Origin of the sequence: Hoeflea sp. Naph1 (genome assembly GCF_046837775.1) — a bacterium.
Lineage (GTDB): Bacteria > Pseudomonadota > Alphaproteobacteria > Rhizobiales > Rhizobiaceae > Hoeflea.
Map to the genome: position 1 here is coordinate 3,211,329 of NZ_CP177286.1, position 18,216 is coordinate 3,229,544.

Annotated in this window: 16 protein-coding genes; 8 read left to right on the top strand and 8 right to left on the bottom strand. The window is 61.6% G+C overall.

What is annotated here, in order from left to right; genetic code table 11:
* Positions 1-158 precede the first annotated feature (158 nt).
* Both alaS and recA read right to left on the bottom strand, forming a co-directional pair.
* Positions 159-2,810: an alanine--tRNA ligase gene (gene alaS / locus ACK6D9_RS15475; protein WP_412049177.1), complete on the bottom strand. Its 2,652-nt coding sequence runs from the start codon at positions 2,808-2,810 to the stop codon at positions 159-161.
* A 204-nt stretch (positions 2,811-3,014) separates the two neighbouring features.
* Positions 3,015-4,106 carry a recombinase RecA gene (recA, locus tag ACK6D9_RS15480; protein ID WP_267652881.1) on the bottom strand — a complete coding sequence of 364 codons (1,092 nt, stop codon included), beginning with the start codon at positions 4,104-4,106 and terminating at the stop codon, positions 3,015-3,017.
* A 245-nt stretch (positions 4,107-4,351) separates the two neighbouring features.
* Here recA and ACK6D9_RS15485 point away from each other — a divergent pair, with 245 nt between their 5' ends.
* The 3 genes from ACK6D9_RS15485 to ACK6D9_RS15495 are packed head-to-tail and all read left to right on the top strand — an operon-like array spanning position 4,352 to position 6,508.
* The gene (locus ACK6D9_RS15485) at positions 4,352-5,296 is read left to right on the top strand and encodes a carbohydrate kinase family protein (RefSeq protein ID WP_412049178.1); all 945 of its coding nucleotides are present in this window, start codon (positions 4,352-4,354) and stop codon (positions 5,294-5,296) included.
* Between the two features lie 17 nt (positions 5,297-5,313).
* Positions 5,314-6,237: a pseudouridine-5'-phosphate glycosidase gene (locus tag ACK6D9_RS15490; protein ID WP_412049179.1), complete on the top strand. Its 924-nt coding sequence runs from the start codon at positions 5,314-5,316 to the stop codon at positions 6,235-6,237.
* Between the two features lie 43 nt (positions 6,238-6,280).
* Positions 6,281-6,508, top strand: a complete 228-nt coding sequence (locus tag ACK6D9_RS15495) for a BrnA antitoxin family protein (protein WP_412049180.1) — start codon at positions 6,281-6,283, stop codon at positions 6,506-6,508.
* Between the two features lie 246 nt (positions 6,509-6,754).
* Here the strand turns inward: ACK6D9_RS15495 and ACK6D9_RS15500 are convergent, their stop codons facing one another.
* Together ACK6D9_RS15500 and cckA are read right to left on the bottom strand one after the other, a co-directional pair.
* Positions 6,755-7,402: an OmpA family protein gene (locus tag ACK6D9_RS15500; protein WP_412049181.1), complete on the bottom strand. Its 648-nt coding sequence runs from the start codon at positions 7,400-7,402 to the stop codon at positions 6,755-6,757.
* A 117-nt stretch (positions 7,403-7,519) separates the two neighbouring features.
* Positions 7,520-10,132: a cell cycle histidine kinase CckA gene (gene cckA, locus ACK6D9_RS15505; protein WP_412049182.1), complete on the bottom strand. Its 2,613-nt coding sequence runs from the start codon at positions 10,130-10,132 to the stop codon at positions 7,520-7,522.
* Between the two features lie 295 nt (positions 10,133-10,427).
* Between cckA and ACK6D9_RS15510 the strand changes: the two genes are divergently transcribed.
* Positions 10,428-11,531 (top strand): flagellar biosynthetic protein FliO, encoded by a 1,104-nt coding sequence (locus ACK6D9_RS15510; RefSeq protein ID WP_412049183.1) that lies wholly within the window; start codon positions 10,428-10,430, stop codon positions 11,529-11,531.
* A gap of 186 nt (positions 11,532-11,717) precedes the next feature.
* On the opposite strand, the gene dksA is transcribed toward ACK6D9_RS15510, so the two are convergent.
* On the bottom strand, positions 11,718-12,137 hold the full coding sequence (dksA, locus tag ACK6D9_RS15515) for an RNA polymerase-binding protein DksA (protein ID WP_322990554.1): 420 nt from the start codon (positions 12,135-12,137) through the stop codon (positions 11,718-11,720).
* Between the two features lie 290 nt (positions 12,138-12,427).
* Here dksA and ACK6D9_RS15520 point away from each other — a divergent pair, with 290 nt between their 5' ends.
* The 4 genes from ACK6D9_RS15520 to ACK6D9_RS15535 all read left to right on the top strand — a co-directional run bounded on the left by ACK6D9_RS15520 (position 12,428) and on the right by ACK6D9_RS15535 (position 16,352).
* Positions 12,428-12,961, top strand: a complete 534-nt coding sequence (locus ACK6D9_RS15520; RefSeq protein WP_322990555.1) for a histidine phosphatase family protein — start codon at positions 12,428-12,430, stop codon at positions 12,959-12,961.
* 190 nt (positions 12,962-13,151) lie between these two features.
* Entirely contained in the window at positions 13,152-14,624 is a 1,473-nt protein-coding gene (locus ACK6D9_RS15525) for a YcjX family protein (protein ID WP_322990556.1), read from the top strand.
* Positions 14,621-15,715 carry a YcjF family protein gene (locus ACK6D9_RS15530; protein ID WP_412049184.1) on the top strand — a complete coding sequence of 365 codons (1,095 nt, stop codon included), beginning with the start codon at positions 14,621-14,623 and terminating at the stop codon, positions 15,713-15,715. The genes ACK6D9_RS15525 and ACK6D9_RS15530 overlap by 4 nt, the downstream gene beginning before the upstream one ends.
* 97 nt (positions 15,716-15,812) lie before the next feature.
* A complete protein-coding gene (locus ACK6D9_RS15535) occupies positions 15,813-16,352 on the top strand; it encodes a hypothetical protein (RefSeq protein ID WP_322990558.1) in 540 nt (179 codons plus the stop codon).
* Between the two features lie 17 nt (positions 16,353-16,369).
* Here the strand turns inward: ACK6D9_RS15535 and folK are convergent, their stop codons facing one another.
* From folK to folP, 3 genes are read right to left on the bottom strand one after another with little or no spacing between them, the layout of a single operon-like run.
* Entirely contained in the window at positions 16,370-16,930 is a 561-nt protein-coding gene (gene folK, locus ACK6D9_RS15540) for a 2-amino-4-hydroxy-6-hydroxymethyldihydropteridine diphosphokinase (protein WP_412049185.1), read from the bottom strand.
* On the bottom strand, positions 16,899-17,267 hold the full coding sequence (gene folB / locus ACK6D9_RS15545; RefSeq protein WP_412049186.1) for a dihydroneopterin aldolase: 369 nt from the start codon (positions 17,265-17,267) through the stop codon (positions 16,899-16,901). Before folB ends, folK begins: the two co-directional genes overlap by 32 nt.
* The gene (folP, locus tag ACK6D9_RS15550) at positions 17,260-18,138 is read right to left on the bottom strand and encodes a dihydropteroate synthase (RefSeq protein ID WP_412049187.1); all 879 of its coding nucleotides are present in this window, start codon (positions 18,136-18,138) and stop codon (positions 17,260-17,262) included. Before folP ends, folB begins: the two co-directional genes overlap by 8 nt.
* Between the last annotated feature and the right edge of the window lie 78 nt (positions 18,139-18,216).

Genomic DNA, 18,216 nt, shown 5'->3' on the forward strand with positions numbered 1-18,216 from the left:
CTCGTGGCCGAGCCAAGCGGAACCGCCGCACCAGAGCCAGATAAGGACATACAAAAGCATGAGGATTGCGGGCCGAGCATCACGAAAAACGCCCGGGGTAGAACCCCGGGCGCGAAAAATCATGAACCCTGTTTGCACCGCGTGAGCGGCAGAGCGGATCAGCCGATCGCCGCGGCCACGGCGTCGATTGCCGCATCGGCCTTTTCTCCATCCGGACCGCCGGCCTGGGCCATGTCGGGCCGCCCGCCACCGCCTTTGCCGCCGATCGCTTCGGATGCCACCCGCACCAGATCGACTGCCGACAGCCGCGAGGTCAGATCCTCGGTGACACCGACGACGACGCTGGCCTTGCCGTCACTGCTGACCGCGACAAACGCCGCCACGCCGGAGCCCAGCGATGATTTTGCCGCATCCACCAGGCCCTTCAGGTCCTTGGGCTGCACGTCGCTGACCACCTTGCCCAGGAATTTGACGCCGCCGACATCACGGCTCTCATCGCTTCCCGCAGTGCCACCACCCAGCGCCAGTTTTTTGCGCGCCTCGGCCAGTTCGCGTTCGAGTTTCTTGCGCTCGTCCATCAGCGCTTCAACCCGTGAAGCCACATCGCCCGGCTGCACTTTCAATAGCAAAGCCAGTGATTTGAGCCTTTCGTCCTGTTCCGCCAGATGCCTGCGCGCAGCCTCGCCGGTAAGCGCCTCGATGCGGCGCACGCCGTTGCTCACGGCGCTGTCGGAAAGCACACGGACCAGACCGATTTCACCGGTGGCCGCAACATGAGTGCCGCCGCACAGTTCCACCGAATAGGGCCGGTTGGCTTTGGCGCCATGCGTCGCCGTGCCCATCGACACCACCCGAACCTCGTCGCCATATTTCTCGCCAAACAGCGCCATCGCGCCTTCAGCGATGGCATCGTCAACGGCCATCAGTCGGGTCGTTACCGAGCTGTTTTGCAGGATGATCTCGTTGGCCATGGCCTCGACCTGCTGGATCTCTTCAGCCGTCATCGGCTTCGGGTTGGAAACGTCAAACCTGAGCCGCTCGGGCGCCACCAGCGAGCCCTTCTGGGCCACATGGGTGCCGAGCACTTCGCGCAACGCTTCATGCAGCAGATGGGTGGCCGAATGATTGGCGCGGATCTTGGCACGGCGCGCGTGATCGACATCAAGCTGCGCCTCGGCGCCCACGCTGACCTTGCCTTCGACAACTTTCGCCCGGTGCACGAACACGCCCTCGCCGCGCTTCTGGGTGTCGTTGACTTCAAGCCGGTAGCCTTCGCCGGAAATGATGCCCTGATCACCCATCTGACCGCCGGATTCACCATAGAACGGCGTCTGGTTGACGACCACGTCGACGGCATCACCCGCTGCGGCGCTCTCGACCTGCGCCCCGTCGCGCACCAGCGCCAGGATCACACCTTCGGCGGTCTCTGTGTCGTAACCCAGAAATTCGGTGCCACCGACCTTGTCCTTGATCTCGTACCAGATGTTCTCGGTGGCCGCATCGCCGGAACCGGACCAGTGGGCCCGTGCTTCAGCCTTCTGCCTTTCCATCGCTGCGTTAAACCCTTCGGTATCGACATCGACGCCACGCTGTCTCAGCGCATCCTGGGTCAGATCGAGCGGAAAGCCATAGGTGTCATAGAGCTTGAACGCAGTTTCGCCACTCAGCTGGTCGCCCTCGCCAAGCCCGGCGCTGGCATCGTCGAGCAGGCTCAGCCCGCGCTCCAGCGTTACCCTAAAATTGGTTTCCTCGAGTTTCAATGTTTCAGAAATCAGCGCCTCGGCACGCACCAGTTCCGGATAGGCACGACCCATCTCCGCCACCAGCGTCGGCAGCAATCGCCACATCAGCGGCTCGGGCGCACCCAGCAATTGTGCATGCCGCATGGCCCGGCGCATGATCCGCCTGAGCACATAACCACGCCCTTCCTTGGACGGCAGCACACCGTCGGCGATCAGGAAGGCTGACGCACGCAGGTGATCGGCGATCACCCGGTGGCTGGCGCGGGTGTCGCCCTCGGCTGGCACCCCGGTGGCCTCCACCGAGGCGGCAATCAGCCGTTGGAACAGGTCGATGTCATAATTGTCGTGTTTGCCCTGCAAAAGTGCTGCAATCCGCTCCAGTCCCATGCCGGTGTCGATCGACGGCCGCGGCAAGTCGAGCCGCTCGTCGGCGGTCTGCTCGAACTGCATGAACACCAGGTTCCAGATCTCGATGAAACGGTCACCATCCTCGTCCACAGAGCCGGGAGGCCCGCCCCAGATATGGTCGCCATGATCATAGAAAATCTCTGAACACGGCCCGCAAGGACCGGTGTCGCCCATCGCCCAGAAATTGTCATTGGTGGCGATGCGGATGATCCGGTTTTCCGGAATCCCCGCAATCTTGCGCCACAGATCATAGGCGTCGTCATCGGTGTGGTAGACGGTGACCAGCAACCGCTCCTTGTCGATGCCGAACTCCTTGGTCAGCAGGTTCCAGGCAAGCTCGATGGCGCGGTCCTTGAAATAGTCGCCAAAGGAGAAATTGCCGAGCATCTCGAAGAAGGTGTGGTGACGCGCGGTATAGCCGACATTGTCGAGGTCGTTGTGCTTTCCGCCGGCGCGGACGCATTTCTGCGAGGTCACCGCGGTCGAATAGGGCCGCTGTTCAAGCCCGGTAAAAACGTTCTTGAACTGCACCATGCCCGCATTGGTGAACATCAGCGTCGGGTCGTTGCGCGGCACAAGCGGGCTCGACGCCACCACTTCGTGCCCGTTCTTCTTGAAATAGTCGAGAAACGACGACCGGATTTCGTTCACGCCACTCATGATCAACCCTTTGTTCGACAAGCCGGCCGCGCCACGCGCCGGATGGATGCCCGCACCACAAAAACCGTGCGGACCGCCGCTTTTATCGCCCGCCCCCCTGCCTGTCCAGACGGCAGCGGCAGCACCATCAAAGGAAAACCGGCCGCCAGTCCCTTTCGAGACTGACGACCGGCTTGAAACCTGCACCAGGAATGTGCGGAAGGCCTACATTTCGGCGGAGCCAGCGTCGTCATTCTCTCCGGCGCTGCGGTCTTCTTCCAGAAATTTTTCGGCAATCAGCCCGGCATTCTGGCGAAGCGACAGTTCGATCTCGTCGGCCAGCACCGGATTGTCCCGCAGAAACTGCTTGGAGTTCTCGCGCCCCTGCCCCAGCCGCTGGCTGTTGTAGGAGAACCAGGCGCCGGATTTCTCGACAATCCCGGCTTTCACGCCCAGATCGATCAATTCGCCGACCTTGGAAACGCCTTCGCCATACATGATGTCGAACTCGACCTGCTTGAACGGCGGCGCCATCTTGTTCTTGACCACCTTGACCCGGGTCTGGTTGCCGACCACTTCATCGCGGTCCTTGACCGAGCCGATGCGGCGGATATCGAGCCGCACCGAGGCATAGAATTTCAGCGCATTGCCGCCGGTGGTGGTTTCGGGCGAGCCGAACATCACGCCGATCTTCATGCGGATCTGGTTGATGAAGATTACCATGCAGTTCGAGCGCGAGATCGAGGCGGTCAGCTTGCGCAGCGCCTGGCTCATCAGTCGCGCCTGCAAGCCTGGCAGGCTGTCGCCCATTTCACCTTCGATTTCGGCGCGCGGCGTCAATGCAGCCACCGAATCGATCACCAGCACATCAAGCGCGCCGGAACGAACCAGCGTATCGGTGATTTCGAGCGCCTGCTCGCCATTGTCAGGCTGCGAAATCAGCAGGCTTTCGAGGTCAACGCCGAGCTTGCGGGCATAGACCGGGTCGAGCGCGTGCTCAGCATCGATAAAGCCGCAAATGCCACCCTTCTTCTGCGCCTCGGCAATGGTCTGCAACGCCAGTGTGGTCTTGCCGGAGCTTTCCGGCCCGAAAATCTCGATCACGCGGCCGCGCGGCAAACCGCCAATGCCCAGCGCAATGTCGAGTCCCAGCGAACCGGTCGGAACCGTTTCGATCTCGACCACGCCCTCATTGGCGCCGAGCTTCATGATCGAGCCCTTGCCGAACGAGCGTTCGATCTGAGAAAGTGCGGCGTCGAGCGCCTTGCTTTTGTCCACGGATTTTTCCTCTACCAGTCGCAAAGAGTTCTGTGCCATTCCATCCACCTTTAGGTTATCGTGCCGCAGCAAGCAATCAATGCTCGTTTGACAAATTTGTACTCTCTTTGTTCCGCTTTCGCAAGCCCTGCTCAACCAACTGGAATATAATGATAATTCACTACGTGTTCTATTTTTGTTTCGGTAAACGGCCCGCTGGTGCCCGCGATGACGCGGCAACCTGCATCCGCGACGCCGACCAGACCGCGATTCGGTTATCCGCCGGATTGTGCGAAGGTTAGGTCATGGCGCGCATCCTTGCCATCGGAGGCGCCCATATCGACCGCACCGGCCGGCTTGCTGCCCCGCACCGGCCCGGCGCCTCCAATCCCGGCTTCTGGCAGAGCGAGGCCGGCGGTGGTGTTTTCAACGCAGCGCGCAACCTTTCGCGGCTCGGTCACCAGGTCACGCTTGTGGCGCCGCGCGGTGGCGATGCGGCTGCCGATGAGGTGGCGCGTGCAGCCGCCGACGCAGGTATCGAGGATTGCCCGCTGACCTTTCTCGATCGGGCAACGCCAAGCTATTCGGCAATACTAGAGCCCGACGGCAATCTGATCACCGCACTCGCCGACATGGCGCTCTATGACCAGGTGCCTGCGCGCCGGCTGATGACCGCGCGACTGCATAAGCGGCTGGCCTCTGCCGACCTGCTTTTGGCCGACGCCAATTTGCCCGAAGACGCACTTTATGCACTCAGCAAGAAAGCTGCCGGGCACGGCATCCCGGTCGCAGCCATCGCCGTGTCGCCAGCCAAGGTGGTGCGCTGGCACAGGAGCCTGCCGCATCTGGCGTTGCTTGCCATGAACGCAGCCGAAGCCGCCACATTGAGTGGAAGCCACGCGGAAGCTTCCCACAACTGGTCCGACCTGCTCTCCCAGCTCGGACTTTGTTGCGGCCTGATCAGCGCCGGCGCAGGCCCGGTAATGGCCTTTGACGATAGCGGTATCACCGCGCTGGCACCGCCGCCGCTTGGCAGCCTTGCCGATGTCACCGGCGCCGGCGATGCGCTCGTTTCAGGCTTTGTCGACGGCCTGCTTGCGGGCGACACCCGCGAAAACAATCTCATCCGCGGCATTGCGCTGGCGCGGCTTACCGCTACCGTGCGCGGGCCGGTGCGGCCGGATTTATCGCCGGAACTGCTTGCCCAGGCCCTCGCCGCCATGCCAAAGCCCACGCCAATCCACACTTGAGTTCAGGAGCCTGCCCCATGCCCGGATCGATCGACATCGAAACCACCCAGGAAGTGGCCGACGCACTGGCTGCCGGTCGTCCGGTGGTCGCGCTCGAATCCACCATCATCACCCATGGCATGCCCTGGCCTGGCAACCGCGACATGGCGCTCGAGGTTGAGGCCGTAATCCGCGCGGAAGGGGCAGTCCCGGCCACCATCGCCATCATCGACGGCACCCTGCATGCGGGTCTCGATACGGCGTCCATCACCGCGCTCGCGCAGGCCAGCGACGTCATGAAGGTCTCGCGCGCCGATTTCGCCTTCGCCATTGCCGAGGGTCGCACTGGCGCCACCACTGTCGCTGCCACCATGATGGCCGCGAAACTTGCCGGCATCTCGGTGTTTGCCACAGGCGGCATCGGAGGCGTCCATCGCGGCGCCGAGCTGAGCTTCGATATCTCCGCCGATCTCGAGGAACTGGCGCGCACGCCTGTGATCGTTGTCAGCGCCGGCGCCAAGGCCATTCTCGATATCCCCAAGACGCTGGAAGCGCTGGAAACCCGCGGCGTCCCGGTGGTGGCCTATGGTCAGGACGAAATGCCCGCTTTCTGGTCGCGCAGTTCGGGCCTTGCCGCACCGCTCAGGCTTGACACGCCCGAAGCCATTGCCAGGTTCGAGATCACCCGCCGCGCCTTGGGTGGCCATGGCGGTATGCTGATTGCCAATCCGGTGCCCGAAACAGATGAAATTTCCGCCAATGTAATGCACGGTCATATCGAGGCCGCGCTCGAAATGGCCAAGGCTCAAGGCATCGAGGGCAAGGCGGTAACGCCTTTCCTGCTGGGCGAAATCCTCGGCCTGACCGACGGCGCGAGCCTCAAGACCAACATCGCGCTGGTGCTCAACAATGCCCGCCTCGCCGCCCGCATTGCCGTGGCGCTGGCAGCCGGCTCGAAATGATCACCCAATTTCTCCCGCCGTCAAAACAGCAAGGACAAGGTCGATGAAACCAACCAGACGCACTGGCAGCGTATTCGACAAGGCCGAAGCCGCCTTCAAATCCGCGACCACCAAGCCGGTTGAACCAGCCCCCAGACCCGCAACCGTGCCCGAAGGCAAGGAACTCGTTTCGCTGCGGCTCGACCGCGCCGTACTCGAGCATTTTCAGGAAGACGGCCCCGGCTGGCAAGACCGCATCAATGCCGCACTGCGCGCCGCCGCTGGGCTTTGAGCAAATGACCGGCCAGACAGGCCGATGAACGGGGGATTGCCCTAATCAAGCCGCGCTGTGGCTAACGAAAAGACCCGGCAGCCAGAGCTGCCGGGTCCAATGTCGCCTCAAACGACCTTCCACACCCATCCCGAAATCAGGGCAGATTTCCGGGTTGCGGGGCGCGGAAACTGAAACATTCTCACCACTCGGGCCGCCGCACCCCATCTTTGGTGCGCGAGCAGTCCTTGAGTCAGATCAGTTCAATCAGCTCAGCGGCGCGATCTGGATTTCCACACGACGGTTGGCCGCACGCCCGAACTCGGTGCTGTTGTCAGCCACCGGACGGCTTTCGCCGAAGCCCTGGGTGTAGAACCGCTGGCTATTGTTGCCCTGCGAAATCAGGTAGCTGGCAACCGACTGCGCGCGCTGCTGCGACAGGGTCAGGTTGTAGCTGTCCGAACCGGTCGAATCGGTGTGTCCGGCAACGTCGACGAGCGAGCGGTTGAATTTCTTCAGCACCAGCGCCACCGAGTTCAGGGTCGGGTAGAACTCCGGCTTGACCGCCGACTGATCACTGTCGAAGGTGATGTTGGACGGCATGTTGAGCACGATGTTGTTGCCCACGCGGGTCACCGATACGCCGGTACCCTGCAATTGCGCCCGCAATTCGGATTCCTGCTGATCCATGTAACCGCCGATCGCGCCGCCTGCGAGCGCACCGATACCGGCGCCAATCAGCGCGTTCTTGCGATCGTCGCCGCCAGCAAGCAGGCCGAGGCCCGCACCGGCAGCCGCGCCCAGCGCCGCACCGCCCGCCAGGTTGGAGATCTTCTGCTGTCCGGTATATGGATCGGTCGTACAGGCGGACACAAAGATTGCGGCCAGCGCTGCTGCCAGAATTTTGGTTTTCATGGTAGCCCCTCTCGGCATATGTCAGTTGGCGAATTCTAGTGGAAATTGCGGCAGGATAATGAATATTTCATCACCATCCAAAACCCTGCCATATCAATGGATTACCGTCGGAAGCAGCTATTCGTCCAGTATTTCCCGGACCGCGGTGGCCAATTGCTTGAGCGAAAACGGCTTGGCCAGAAAGCCGAATTTGGCGTCCGCCGGCAGGTTGCGTGCAAACGCGTCCTCGGCATAGCCTGAGACGAAAATGAACTTCATGTCCGGATAATCCTTGCGCAGTTCGGTCAGCAGCGTCGGCCCGTCCATTTCCGGCATCACCACGTCGGAGACGACGATGTCGACCCGGCCTTCGAGCTCCTTGAGCACCTCCAGCGCCTCAACGCCGGTTCCTGCTTCATGCACCTCGTAGCCGCGCGCTTCCAGCATCCGCTTGCCACCGCGCCGAACCGCTTCCTCATCCTCGACCAGCAGCACCACGGAAGAACCGCCGGTCAGATCCTCAGGCCCGGATGTCGACTTGGCAGGCTCCACCGTGCCATTGCGCGCGGCCTCCAGGGTGGCCGCAGCTTCCGCCGCCGCGGCAGCCTTCTCGGCCTCGTCTTCCACATGCCGCGGCAAGTAGATCCGGAAGGTGGTGCCCTTGCCCAGTTCCGAATCCGGATAGATGTAGCCACCCGACTGCTTGATGATGCCGTAAACCATCGACAGGCCAAGACCAGTGCCCTTGCCGACATCCTTGGTGGTGAAGAACGGCTCGAAAATCTTTTGCATCACTTCAGGCGAGATGCCGGTGCCCTCGTCCCTGATTTCAATCAGCACATACTCGCCAACTTCCATGCCGCGATGATTGAGCCGCTCGACCTCCTCGGCCTCGACATTGCGGGTACGCACCGTGATGGTGCCGCCTTCGGGCATGGCGTCGCGGGCATTGACGGCGAGATTGATCAGCACCTGTTCGAACTGGCCCAGATCGGTCTTGACCGGCCACAGGTCGCGACCAAACTCAAGCTCGAGCTTGACATTGGTCCCCGTCAACCGGTCGACCAGCATCCTCAGGTCACCAATCACGTCGGTCATCGACAGCACCGTCGGGCGCATCGTCTGTTTGCGCGAGAATGCCAGCAACTGGCGCACCAGCACGGCGGCACGATTGGCATTGCGCTTGATCTCGATGAGGTCGGCAAAACTGGAATCAGACGGCCTCAGCGACATCAGCAGGTGGTCGGCCGACAACAGGATCGCAGTCAGCACATTGTTGAAGTCATGGGCAATGCCGCCGGCCAGCGTGCCCACGGCGTTCATTTTCTGGGTCTGCGCCATCTGCGCTTCCAGCGCTTTCTGCTCGGTAGTCTCGACCGCATAGATGATCGCGGTTTCCTCAGGCGCCTCCTCGGTGTGTTCGATCACAGCATTGACGTAAAAACGGAAATGCCGCTCCTCGTTGTCAGCGCGACAACTGTCAATCGGCACGATCGCGCCCTGCTTGTCGGCGGCCTCGACCAGCGCCTGCTGAAACAGCTTGCGGTCTTCGGCGCGCAACACCGTCTCAAACAGCGTGCCGCGCTCCATGTCGTCACGTGTCACCAGGCCATTAAACATCTGCAGGAACGGCCCGTTGGTGCGCAGAATCTTGCCTTGCCCATCAACCGAGGCGATGGCCATCGGCGTGTTGTTGAAGAACCGGGTAAACCGCATTTCCGCCCGCGCCGCATCCTGAACGCCCGAGCCGCCGTCTTCGCGGCTGATGACGATGGTGCGACTTTCACCAGGCGAGCCATCGCGGGTCGCGCTCACCCGGTGCACCAGACGCACCGGAAAGCTCTGGCCGTTGGATTTGAGCAGGTCGAGATCGAGTTGTGCGGTGCGGTTGAGCCCCGGCTCTGCCTGAACCGATTCCACCAACGCCATGCCGGAACCCGCCACCAGATCGCGCAGCATCAACTTTCCGGGCGAGAATGCAGTGAAATCAATCCCCAGCCAGTCGGCCAGCGTCGCATTGAGATAGACGATGTCGCCATCGCGGCCTGCGGAAAAGAACCCGACCGGCGCGTGATCAAGATAGTTGATGGCGTTCTGCAACTCCTTGAACACCATTTCCTGTTCGGTGCGCTCATGGCTGATATCGGACAATTGCCAAGCCATCAGCTGGCCAGCGCCATCCACGCCGGTTACCGGTCGGCCACGCAAACGGTACCAATGCGCCGAACTGCCGCCTTCGCTGGTTTCGCCGAGCGGCTGCGACATCCGGAATTCTTCCTGGCCTTCGCGGCCATCGCGCATGGCGTTGGTCAGCCGGTAGACTGCCTCGGCGGATTCCCGGTGGCGCGACAGAATCGCCTCGATTGACTGCACGTCGGCAGCACTCGAAGAGCCGGTCAGCTTTCCATAGGCGTGATTGGCGTAGATTACCCGGTCCTTGTTGTCAGTAACCAGCGTGCCTTCGGGATGGGTATCGATGAAAGCCCGCGCCAACGGATCGGTGACGGTTTTGGGCATGATGGTGACGAAGCCGATCACGGTCGACACCAGGAAAAAGATCCCGACCACCGCCAGCACGCCGAGGATGCCGAGCATCACGTCATTGTTGAGCTTGTCCTTGAACAGGAAAAAAACGACAGAGGCGCCAATCATCACCAGTGCGAGGAAAATGAGCCTCGACACGGAACGCGGTTTGGCGCTTCGGTCCACAAGCGGCGCCGGATGCCCGGCCGCGGGCGTCGTCTCTGTCATGCTTTGCTCTCTCGTCCCGCCACGGATCGTCCGGTTTGGATCACATTCCACCGCGTATGGAAAGCCCAAACCCGGTGATCGCGCCCCAATGAACACGGTTTGTCTGCGAAAATCGATGGTCTCGGCATAGTCTGGGCCCTCTTCGCTGGCGACGAACAGATACGACACGGGATAAATCCCCGCAACGACTTGTGGAGACGGACGAAAAAACGTCAAATACACTCCGTTTGCAAACCAATTCGGCCGGCGATCGTCAATCAGGCGACCGGAACCGAAATCATGCGGAGGACTGCTTTTGCCCGACAACATTCTGGACGGTCACGGCGCAACGTTACTGATCGCGATTATTGTCGTCGCCGTGGCACTGCTGGCGCTGGTCGGCGTTTTCTGGCTGATCCGCAGGCGGTCGTCGTCAACCTTCGTGCGCGGTGGTCGCGGTCGCCAGCCGCGCCTGGCCGTGCTGGATGCCGCGGCAGTCGATACCAAACGCCGAATCGTGCTCATTCGCCGCGACGATGTCGAGCATCTGGTAATGATCGGCGGCCCGACTGACGTCGTCATCGAAAGCCGCATCATCCAATTGCCCGGCGAACCGGCCGATCAGCCCCCGCCAGCCGACACCAGACAGGTTCCCCCTGCCCAGATGCCGACGCCGGTTGCGATGGCCGACCCGGCGCAGCGTCCCGAAGCATCCGCCGCGCCCGCGCCAGCGGCGCAACAGCAAAGCCGCACACCCAGGCCTCAGCCGGTAACCAGATCGCGACCAGACGCACGGCCACAGCCTGCGGCAGCTCAGCCCGGGCCCCGTCTCACGGACACGGCCCGCCCGGCGTCATCGGCTCACGCCACCATCGCTGCCACCGCCGCCACGGCCACAACTGTCGGGGCCATGCAGTCCGACGCAGCCAACGCGCTGGAAAGCGCGCGTGCAAGGGTGTTTAAAGAGCCGGATTTTAGTGACGCTGTGCTGGACGACCTGCCCTCGGGGTCAGCCACGACGCCTGACCCAGCCCACGCGCCCTCCACGACCCGCCCGGTCGAGCCTGCTTCGGATTATGCGATCGAACTGCCAGGCTACAGCGAAATCCTGGCCGACCAGCAGGTCTCATCTTCGACTCCCGATCCAACCCCGACACCCGCTCCAGCTCCCGCCGCGGCGGGACGGCAAGCGCCCGCTAGCGATTTTGAATCAGTTCTCGCTGCCGAACTGTCTGAGGATCTGTTGTTTGATGAACTTGACGACGGCTTTCTTGATGCCCCTGATCAGGACGCCACAGCGGCATCGGGCGTCGAGCCGGCGCAGACACCCGAGGTCAAGCCCGACACCTCACCTTCGCGCGATTCGCTGGAGGCCGAAATGGAGCGACTGCTCGGCGACATGACGCGCAAGCCTTCGTGACGTCAATTCTACCGGAACACTCCAGTCGCCGAGGTCTGCGGTCGGATAGATGAAACAACTGCCGGCTGGCGGCCAACCTGAAATTGATTCGATGGCCTGCAACCTCAAAGGCGCTCCAAAAGCATCAAGGCGCCGTGCTTGGAACGCACGGCGCCTTGATGCAAAGCAACCCGGAAAAAGTCCGGTCTATTCGTCGCGATAAACCTTTTCACGCCGTTCGTGGCGTTCCTGCGCTTCGATCGACAAAGTCGCGATCGGCCGCGCATCAAGCCGTTTCAGGCTGATCGGCTCGCCAGTCTCTTCGCAATATCCGTAGGTTCCCTCATCGATCCGGGTCAACGCCGAATCGATCTTGCCGATCAGCTTGCGTTGCCGGTCTCGAGCCCGCAATTCGATCGCTCGATCACTTTCCGACGACGCTCGGTCGGCGATATCAGGATGGTTGGCACTTTCCTCCGCGAGATGGTCAAGCGTCTCGCGCGCCTCTTTAAGGATATCATTGCGCCATGCTGTCAACTTAGCCCGAAAATAGGCGCGCTGCTTGGCGTTCATGAACTCCTCTTCATCAGAGGGCACATAGGAGGAAAAATCGAAGTCTTCACTCATGACGATTCTCCCGGCTAAGCCATTCGGGGGACGTATATCCAGAGGCCAGCGCCGGTACAAGCGATAAATGTAGCCCATCACCGCAATTTTATCGATACGTCATAATGGCGCAGATGTGCCGGGAAGGGGTTGGTTTCGCTCTATATTCGGGCCATATGGTGCCCGCAAACGCATTTTTGGAGTTAGTTTAAGGTGCATGCACCAACTATGGCGACGTACAATGCCCTAACCCGACGCACTTTGGGCTATTGGCGAATTGAACCCGGGCAGCGAAGGTTTACGTTTGACCAATGACCTCATCCCCCTTCCCCAGCCTGCGCGTATTTCTCGTCCGGCACGCCCACGCCAGCTGGGCACTGCCCGGCATGCGCGATTTCGACAGGCCGCTTGATGCCAGAGGCCGGGACGAAGTCCGGCAACTCGCGGCGGCCATGGTTGTCAACGGCTATGAGCCGGATCTTGTCTTCTGCTCCACCGCGCGCCGCTGCGAAGAAACACTCGACCTCCTGCTCCCACAGCTCGGCCTGACGCCTGCCGTCGAGCGCAGCGACACACTCTACGCAGCCAGCCACGGAAAATATCTTGATCTGATCGGGGCAAGCCACCCTGATACCGTCCGCTCGATCATGATTATCGGCCACAATCCGATGATTGAAGATACCGCTGAGGCGCTGTTGCAGGCCGACCCGGCAACTTTTGCGGAAGCACTCGCCGCCGGTTTCCCGACCGCCGGCCTGTTGATTGTCGATTGCCCCCGCAGCGAGAACGGAGCGAGCCTTGAAAACACCGGGTTCGTGGCGCTCATCTCACCTGCCGACAGCTGATGCAGGACGCGCCAAATGGATGCATCTGGGTGACACCGTACCTGCGTTGAATCTGAGAATTTGGACGCCGTTTGCGCGTTCGCGGGACCGTGCGGCACCCTGGACAGACACCGCACTGTTACGCTTGCGCTTTCAATCGCCCCTTCACTCTCCTATATCGGCGGAAGCAGTTTAATTGTGAAAGGCACCCGTGTCGTCTTCCATCACCACCCTCGCCGATGAGGCGTTGATCGCCTTTGACACCCTCACCGACCGGGCCAGCAATCTGATTGAGCCCACGTTGCGGCTCGGCGTCACCGGCCTTTCTCGGGCCGGCAAGACCGTGTTCATCACTTCGCTGGTTCACAACCTGCTGCATGGCGGCCGTCTGCCGATGTTTCAGGCGTCCCATTCCGGCCGTCTGGCCGGTGCCACGCTTGAACCGCAGCCCGACGACGCGGTGCCGCGGTTCCAGTACGAGGATCATGCAGCCCGGCTGATTGAAGAGCGTCTGTGGCCCGATTCCACCCGCGCCATCTCCGAGCTGCGGCTGGTCATCGAGTATGAATCGGCCAGTGGCTGGAACCGCTTTTTCTCGGGCGGCAGACTGTGCCTCGACATTGTCGACTATCCCGGTGAGTGGCTGCTCGACTTGCCGCTGCTGGGCCAGGACTTTGCCGCCTTCTCGCTCAATGCCGCCAGCCTTGCGCGGTCCTCGGCGCGCCTCGACCTGGCCACGCCATGGCTCGAACGCGCCGGCGCCATCAACCCGCACAAGCCCGCCAACGAGGCCGACGCTCGCGAACTGGCTCGCCTCTACACGGATTATCTCCGGGCCTGCAAGCGCGATGAACGGGCGCTCTCCACCCTGCCGCCGGGGCGCTTCCTCATGCCCGGCGATCTTGAAGGATCACCGGCACTGACATTTGCGCCCTTGCCCAACCTGCCCGACACGCCAGCCCCAAAGGGTTCGTTGCAGGCAATGATGGAGCGCCGTTTTGAAAGCTACAAATCCGTCGTCGTCAAACCCTTCTTCCGCGAACATGTTGCCCGCCTTGACCGCCAGATCGTGCTGATCGACGCCATGCAGGCGATGAATGCCGGCCGCGAAGCCGTAATTGATCTTGAGCGAGCGCTGTCGGATGTGCTGTCGTGTTTCCGGCCAGGCCGTGGAAATCTGCTCACCAGCCTGGTGTCGCGCCGCATCGACAAGGTTCTGATTGCCGCCACCAAGGCCGATCACTTGCACCACGAAAGCCATGACCGGCTTGAGGCCATTGCCCGGCGCATTGTCGACCGTGCGTCACAGAACATCGGTTCGTCAGGCGCCCACATCGAGGTGTTGGCGCTGGCCGCCGTCCGCGCCACCCGCGAAGCCACCGCGCGGCAGGATGGCGAAACCCTTCCGGTGATCGTCGGCATCCCGCTTGAAGGTGAGAAAATCGGCACCGAGACGTTTGATGGAAAACGGAAAACAGCCATATTTCCCGGGGACTTGCCGCTAAACCCGGATTCATTCTTTAAAGCCGTTGATTCAGGCTCTCAGGCAATGCCCCCCGATATCAACATCGTCCGCTTCCGACCGCCGGTGATCGAGCAAAGCGACAGCGGCGTGAAACTGTCGCTGCCGCATATCCGGCTTGACCGGGCGCTTGAATACCTCCTGGGAGACCGGCTCGCATGACCGACCATGACACCTCCGGCCCCGCCCGCAAACCGCGCGCCTTCAGCGTCGAGGAACCACAGGCGCCTGCCGCCAAACCCAAAGCCAAGCCGGAAAAGCAGCGCAAGCCGTCAGCTCTCCCGGTCACGGTAGAAATGACACGGACCGAGGATTATCCGTTCCAGACACCAGAGGCAGATCTTGACGCACTGACGCCGCCACCCGCCAAGCCGCGCACCCGTCGACTGACCGCCGGCAAGCTGCTGCTCGCAAGCCTGGGTTTTCTCGCGGCGCTGGCCATCGGGATCTGGACCGACGGGCTGATCACCACCCTGATTGACCGCCTTCCCTGGCTCGGCTGGGCCGCCGCCGCGGCCGCTGCAATCGCCGCCCTTGCGCTGCTGGTGGTGATCATTCGCGAAATCATCGGCCTGCGCCGGCTCACCCGTGTCGCCGAGTTGCGCGAGGATATTTCCGACAAGGCCAAATTTGCCACCGCCGATGAAGCCCGCGCATTGACCCAGCGCGTTTCCGGTCTGTTGGCCGCCAACCCGCTTGCCGCACGTGGCCGCAAGAGTTTGAGTGACCTCGACGATGAAATCATCGACGGTCCGCATTACCTGGCCTTCGCCGAACGCGAACTGTTGTCACCGCTCGATCAGCAGGCTCGACAACTCACGCTCAACGCGGCGCGACGGGTCTCGGTGGTCACTGCGGTCAGCCCGCGCGCGATCGTCGATCTTGCCTATGTCGGTTTTGAAGCGGTGCGGCTGATTCGCGCCATGGCAGAACTTTATGGCGGCAGGCCCGGCACCATCGGCATGGCCCGGCTGTTCAAGGACGTCATCGCCCATCTCGCCGTCACCGGCGCGGTGGCAGCCGGCGACAGCCTGATTCATCAGGTGGTCGGCCATGGTCTGGCGGCCAAGCTTTCCGCCCGGCTCGGCGAAGGCGTCATCAACGGGCTGATGACGGCGCGGATCGGCATATCGGCAATGGATCTATGTCGGCCGATGCCGTTCGACGCGGTCAAGCGCCCGGGAATTGGCGATTTCATGTCCGACATCGCCGGATTTTCCGGCAAGAGCGGTAAAACCGGAACCGGCGATTGATCCCGGACTGATTTACGATTACCGTCGCAAAAATTACGCTCCATTAACCATTCTGCGTCATTTCTGGGGTCCGTTTCCAGCCGCAACAGGTGTGACTATGTATCTCAAGTATCGCATCCTCCCGCTTTGTCTCGCGGCATTCGCCCTGACAACCGCGGCGCCGTCATTGGCGCGCGACAAGGACCATGTCTTTTTCAGCTCAGTTGAAGGGGTCTGGAAAGGCCCCGGCGAAATTGTCGCCGGCAAGTACAAGGGCACGAAATTCGTCTGCAACCTCAGCGGCGATGCCAACATCAACCAGAAAAGCGGCATCACGCTTGACGGCACCTGCCGGGTCGGCGTCTTCAATCAGAAAATGTCTGCCGTCATCACTCGCAAGGGCAAGGGCTATACCGGCCGCTTTCTCGACGGCTCGGCCGGCCAGGGTCTCGATATCGTTTCAGGTCAGGTAAACGGCAACCGCGCCGTCATGGCCATTAACCGCAAGACGCTTGATGGGGCCATGATTGCCAGTCTCAACGATCCTGAGACAATGAACGTGACAATTTCGGTCAAGGTTGGTTCGGAGATGGTGCCGGTGATCGGCATGACCCTCAAGCGCAATCTCGAAGACGTCAAGACCGGCTCGTTGCGCTGAAGAAAATGCGGCCGCCGCTATGGCTGCAGCCACCAGTCGCCGTCGCGACTGAGCGTTTCGATACCCTCTGAATCGACCAGGCTAGACCAGTCCGCCACGCTTTGCAGATTGACCACCGCTTGTGGCGCGATGTCAGCCAGCGGAACCATCACGAATGCCCGCTCGGTCATCCGCGGATGCGGCACCGTCAGATCGGCATGGTCCGACAGGAAATCGCCGTGCAGCAGCACGTCGAGATCGATCGTCCGCGGCCCCCAGCGGTCGGCACGCACCCGGCCAAGCGCCAGCTCGGTATCAAGGCACACCTTGAGCAATTCGTGCGGGTTAAGCGTGGTTTCCACCAACACGCAGGCATTTAGGAACCATTCCTGATCGGTATTGCCCCAGGGCGGCGTTCGGTACAGGCGAGACACGGTACGGATTTGGATGTCGTCGCGCTCGTCGAGCAGTGCCAACGCCCGCGCCATGGTCTTGCGCGGATTGCCGATATTGCCACCAAACCCGATGGCCGCAATCACGGTCTTGTCGGTCGGCGATGACTGCCGGTCAGGCACGGTGCTCAACCACAACTTCCACATGATCAAGCACACCTTGCACCGGCGCACCGGGTTTGCGCAGGGCGATGCGAACGCGCCTGATCTGCGAAAACCGATCGGTCAGTGCTTTGGCCACATCCAACGCCAGCGCCTCGATAAGAAATTTCCGTTGGCCGGTAACGACCTCTTCGATCACCTTGAAGGCAACACCATAGTCGACTGTTCCCTCGAGAGAATCCGTCTCCAATGCAGCGCCGCGGTCAATTTCCAATTCCGCATCGACGAAAAACCGTTGGCCCAGAGACTCTTCCTCGTCATAAACCCCGTGATACGCAAAGAATGCGCAATTGACGAGACGGATGATGTAGTTGTCAGCCATGGCCGGCCTCCCTTTGGCGGCTCCTTTGAACCATCGCATCGGCAACCGCAACCCCGTCCTTGTTGAAAGCGACATTGTGAACCCGGAACATCGCCGCACCCGCGAGCCTCAGCACCACACTGGTGGCCGCTGTGCCAACATCGCGGTCCCCGGCTTCGCGGCCGGTGAGCGTACCGACAAAGCGCTTGCGCGAGGTACCGGCAAGCAAAGGTAATCCTAGCGCGTGCAACTCCTCGAATCGGACCATCAAGGCCAGATTGAGTTCGGGGTCCTTGGCAAAACCGAACCCCGGATCAAGCAAGATCTGGTCGTCGCCGATGCCAGCCTGCCGGGCAATCGCCAGTGATGTCGAAAACCACTGCAACTGATCCTCGATCGGATCAGCCAGCACCTTTCGGTCGCGGCCGGTATGCATGATGGCAACCGCGGCACCATGATCGGCGGCAACACGTGCGATGTCGGGATCGCGCTGCAATCCCCATACATCATTAACCAGATGCGCGCCGGCGGCGAGCGCCAGTTTTGCGGTTTCAGCCCGCCATGTGTCGACCGAAATCAGCAGGTTCTGCCGGCTACCAAGCGCTTCGATCACCGGCATGATGCGGCGTTGTTCTTCCAGCGCAGACACCGGCTCCGCGCCTGGCCGGGTCGATTCACCACCGATATCGAGCATGTCAGCCCCCGCCTCGGCCATAGCCAGAGCCGCGGCAATTGCCACATCAGTCTCGGCGTGCAGGCCACCATCGGAGAACGAGTCCGGCGTCACATTGACGATTCCCATCAACCGTGCCCGCGGTCCCAGCTCAAGTGCAGCATTGCCGGCAAGCCTGAGCGTTCTCGGTTCAAACACTGCATCCGGAAATGGTCTCATGGTGCGTCTTTCCCACTGGCTGTGGCAATATTGCCCGGAGTTGCTGTTGCATGCGCCTGCCCCATGACGCAAGTTCGG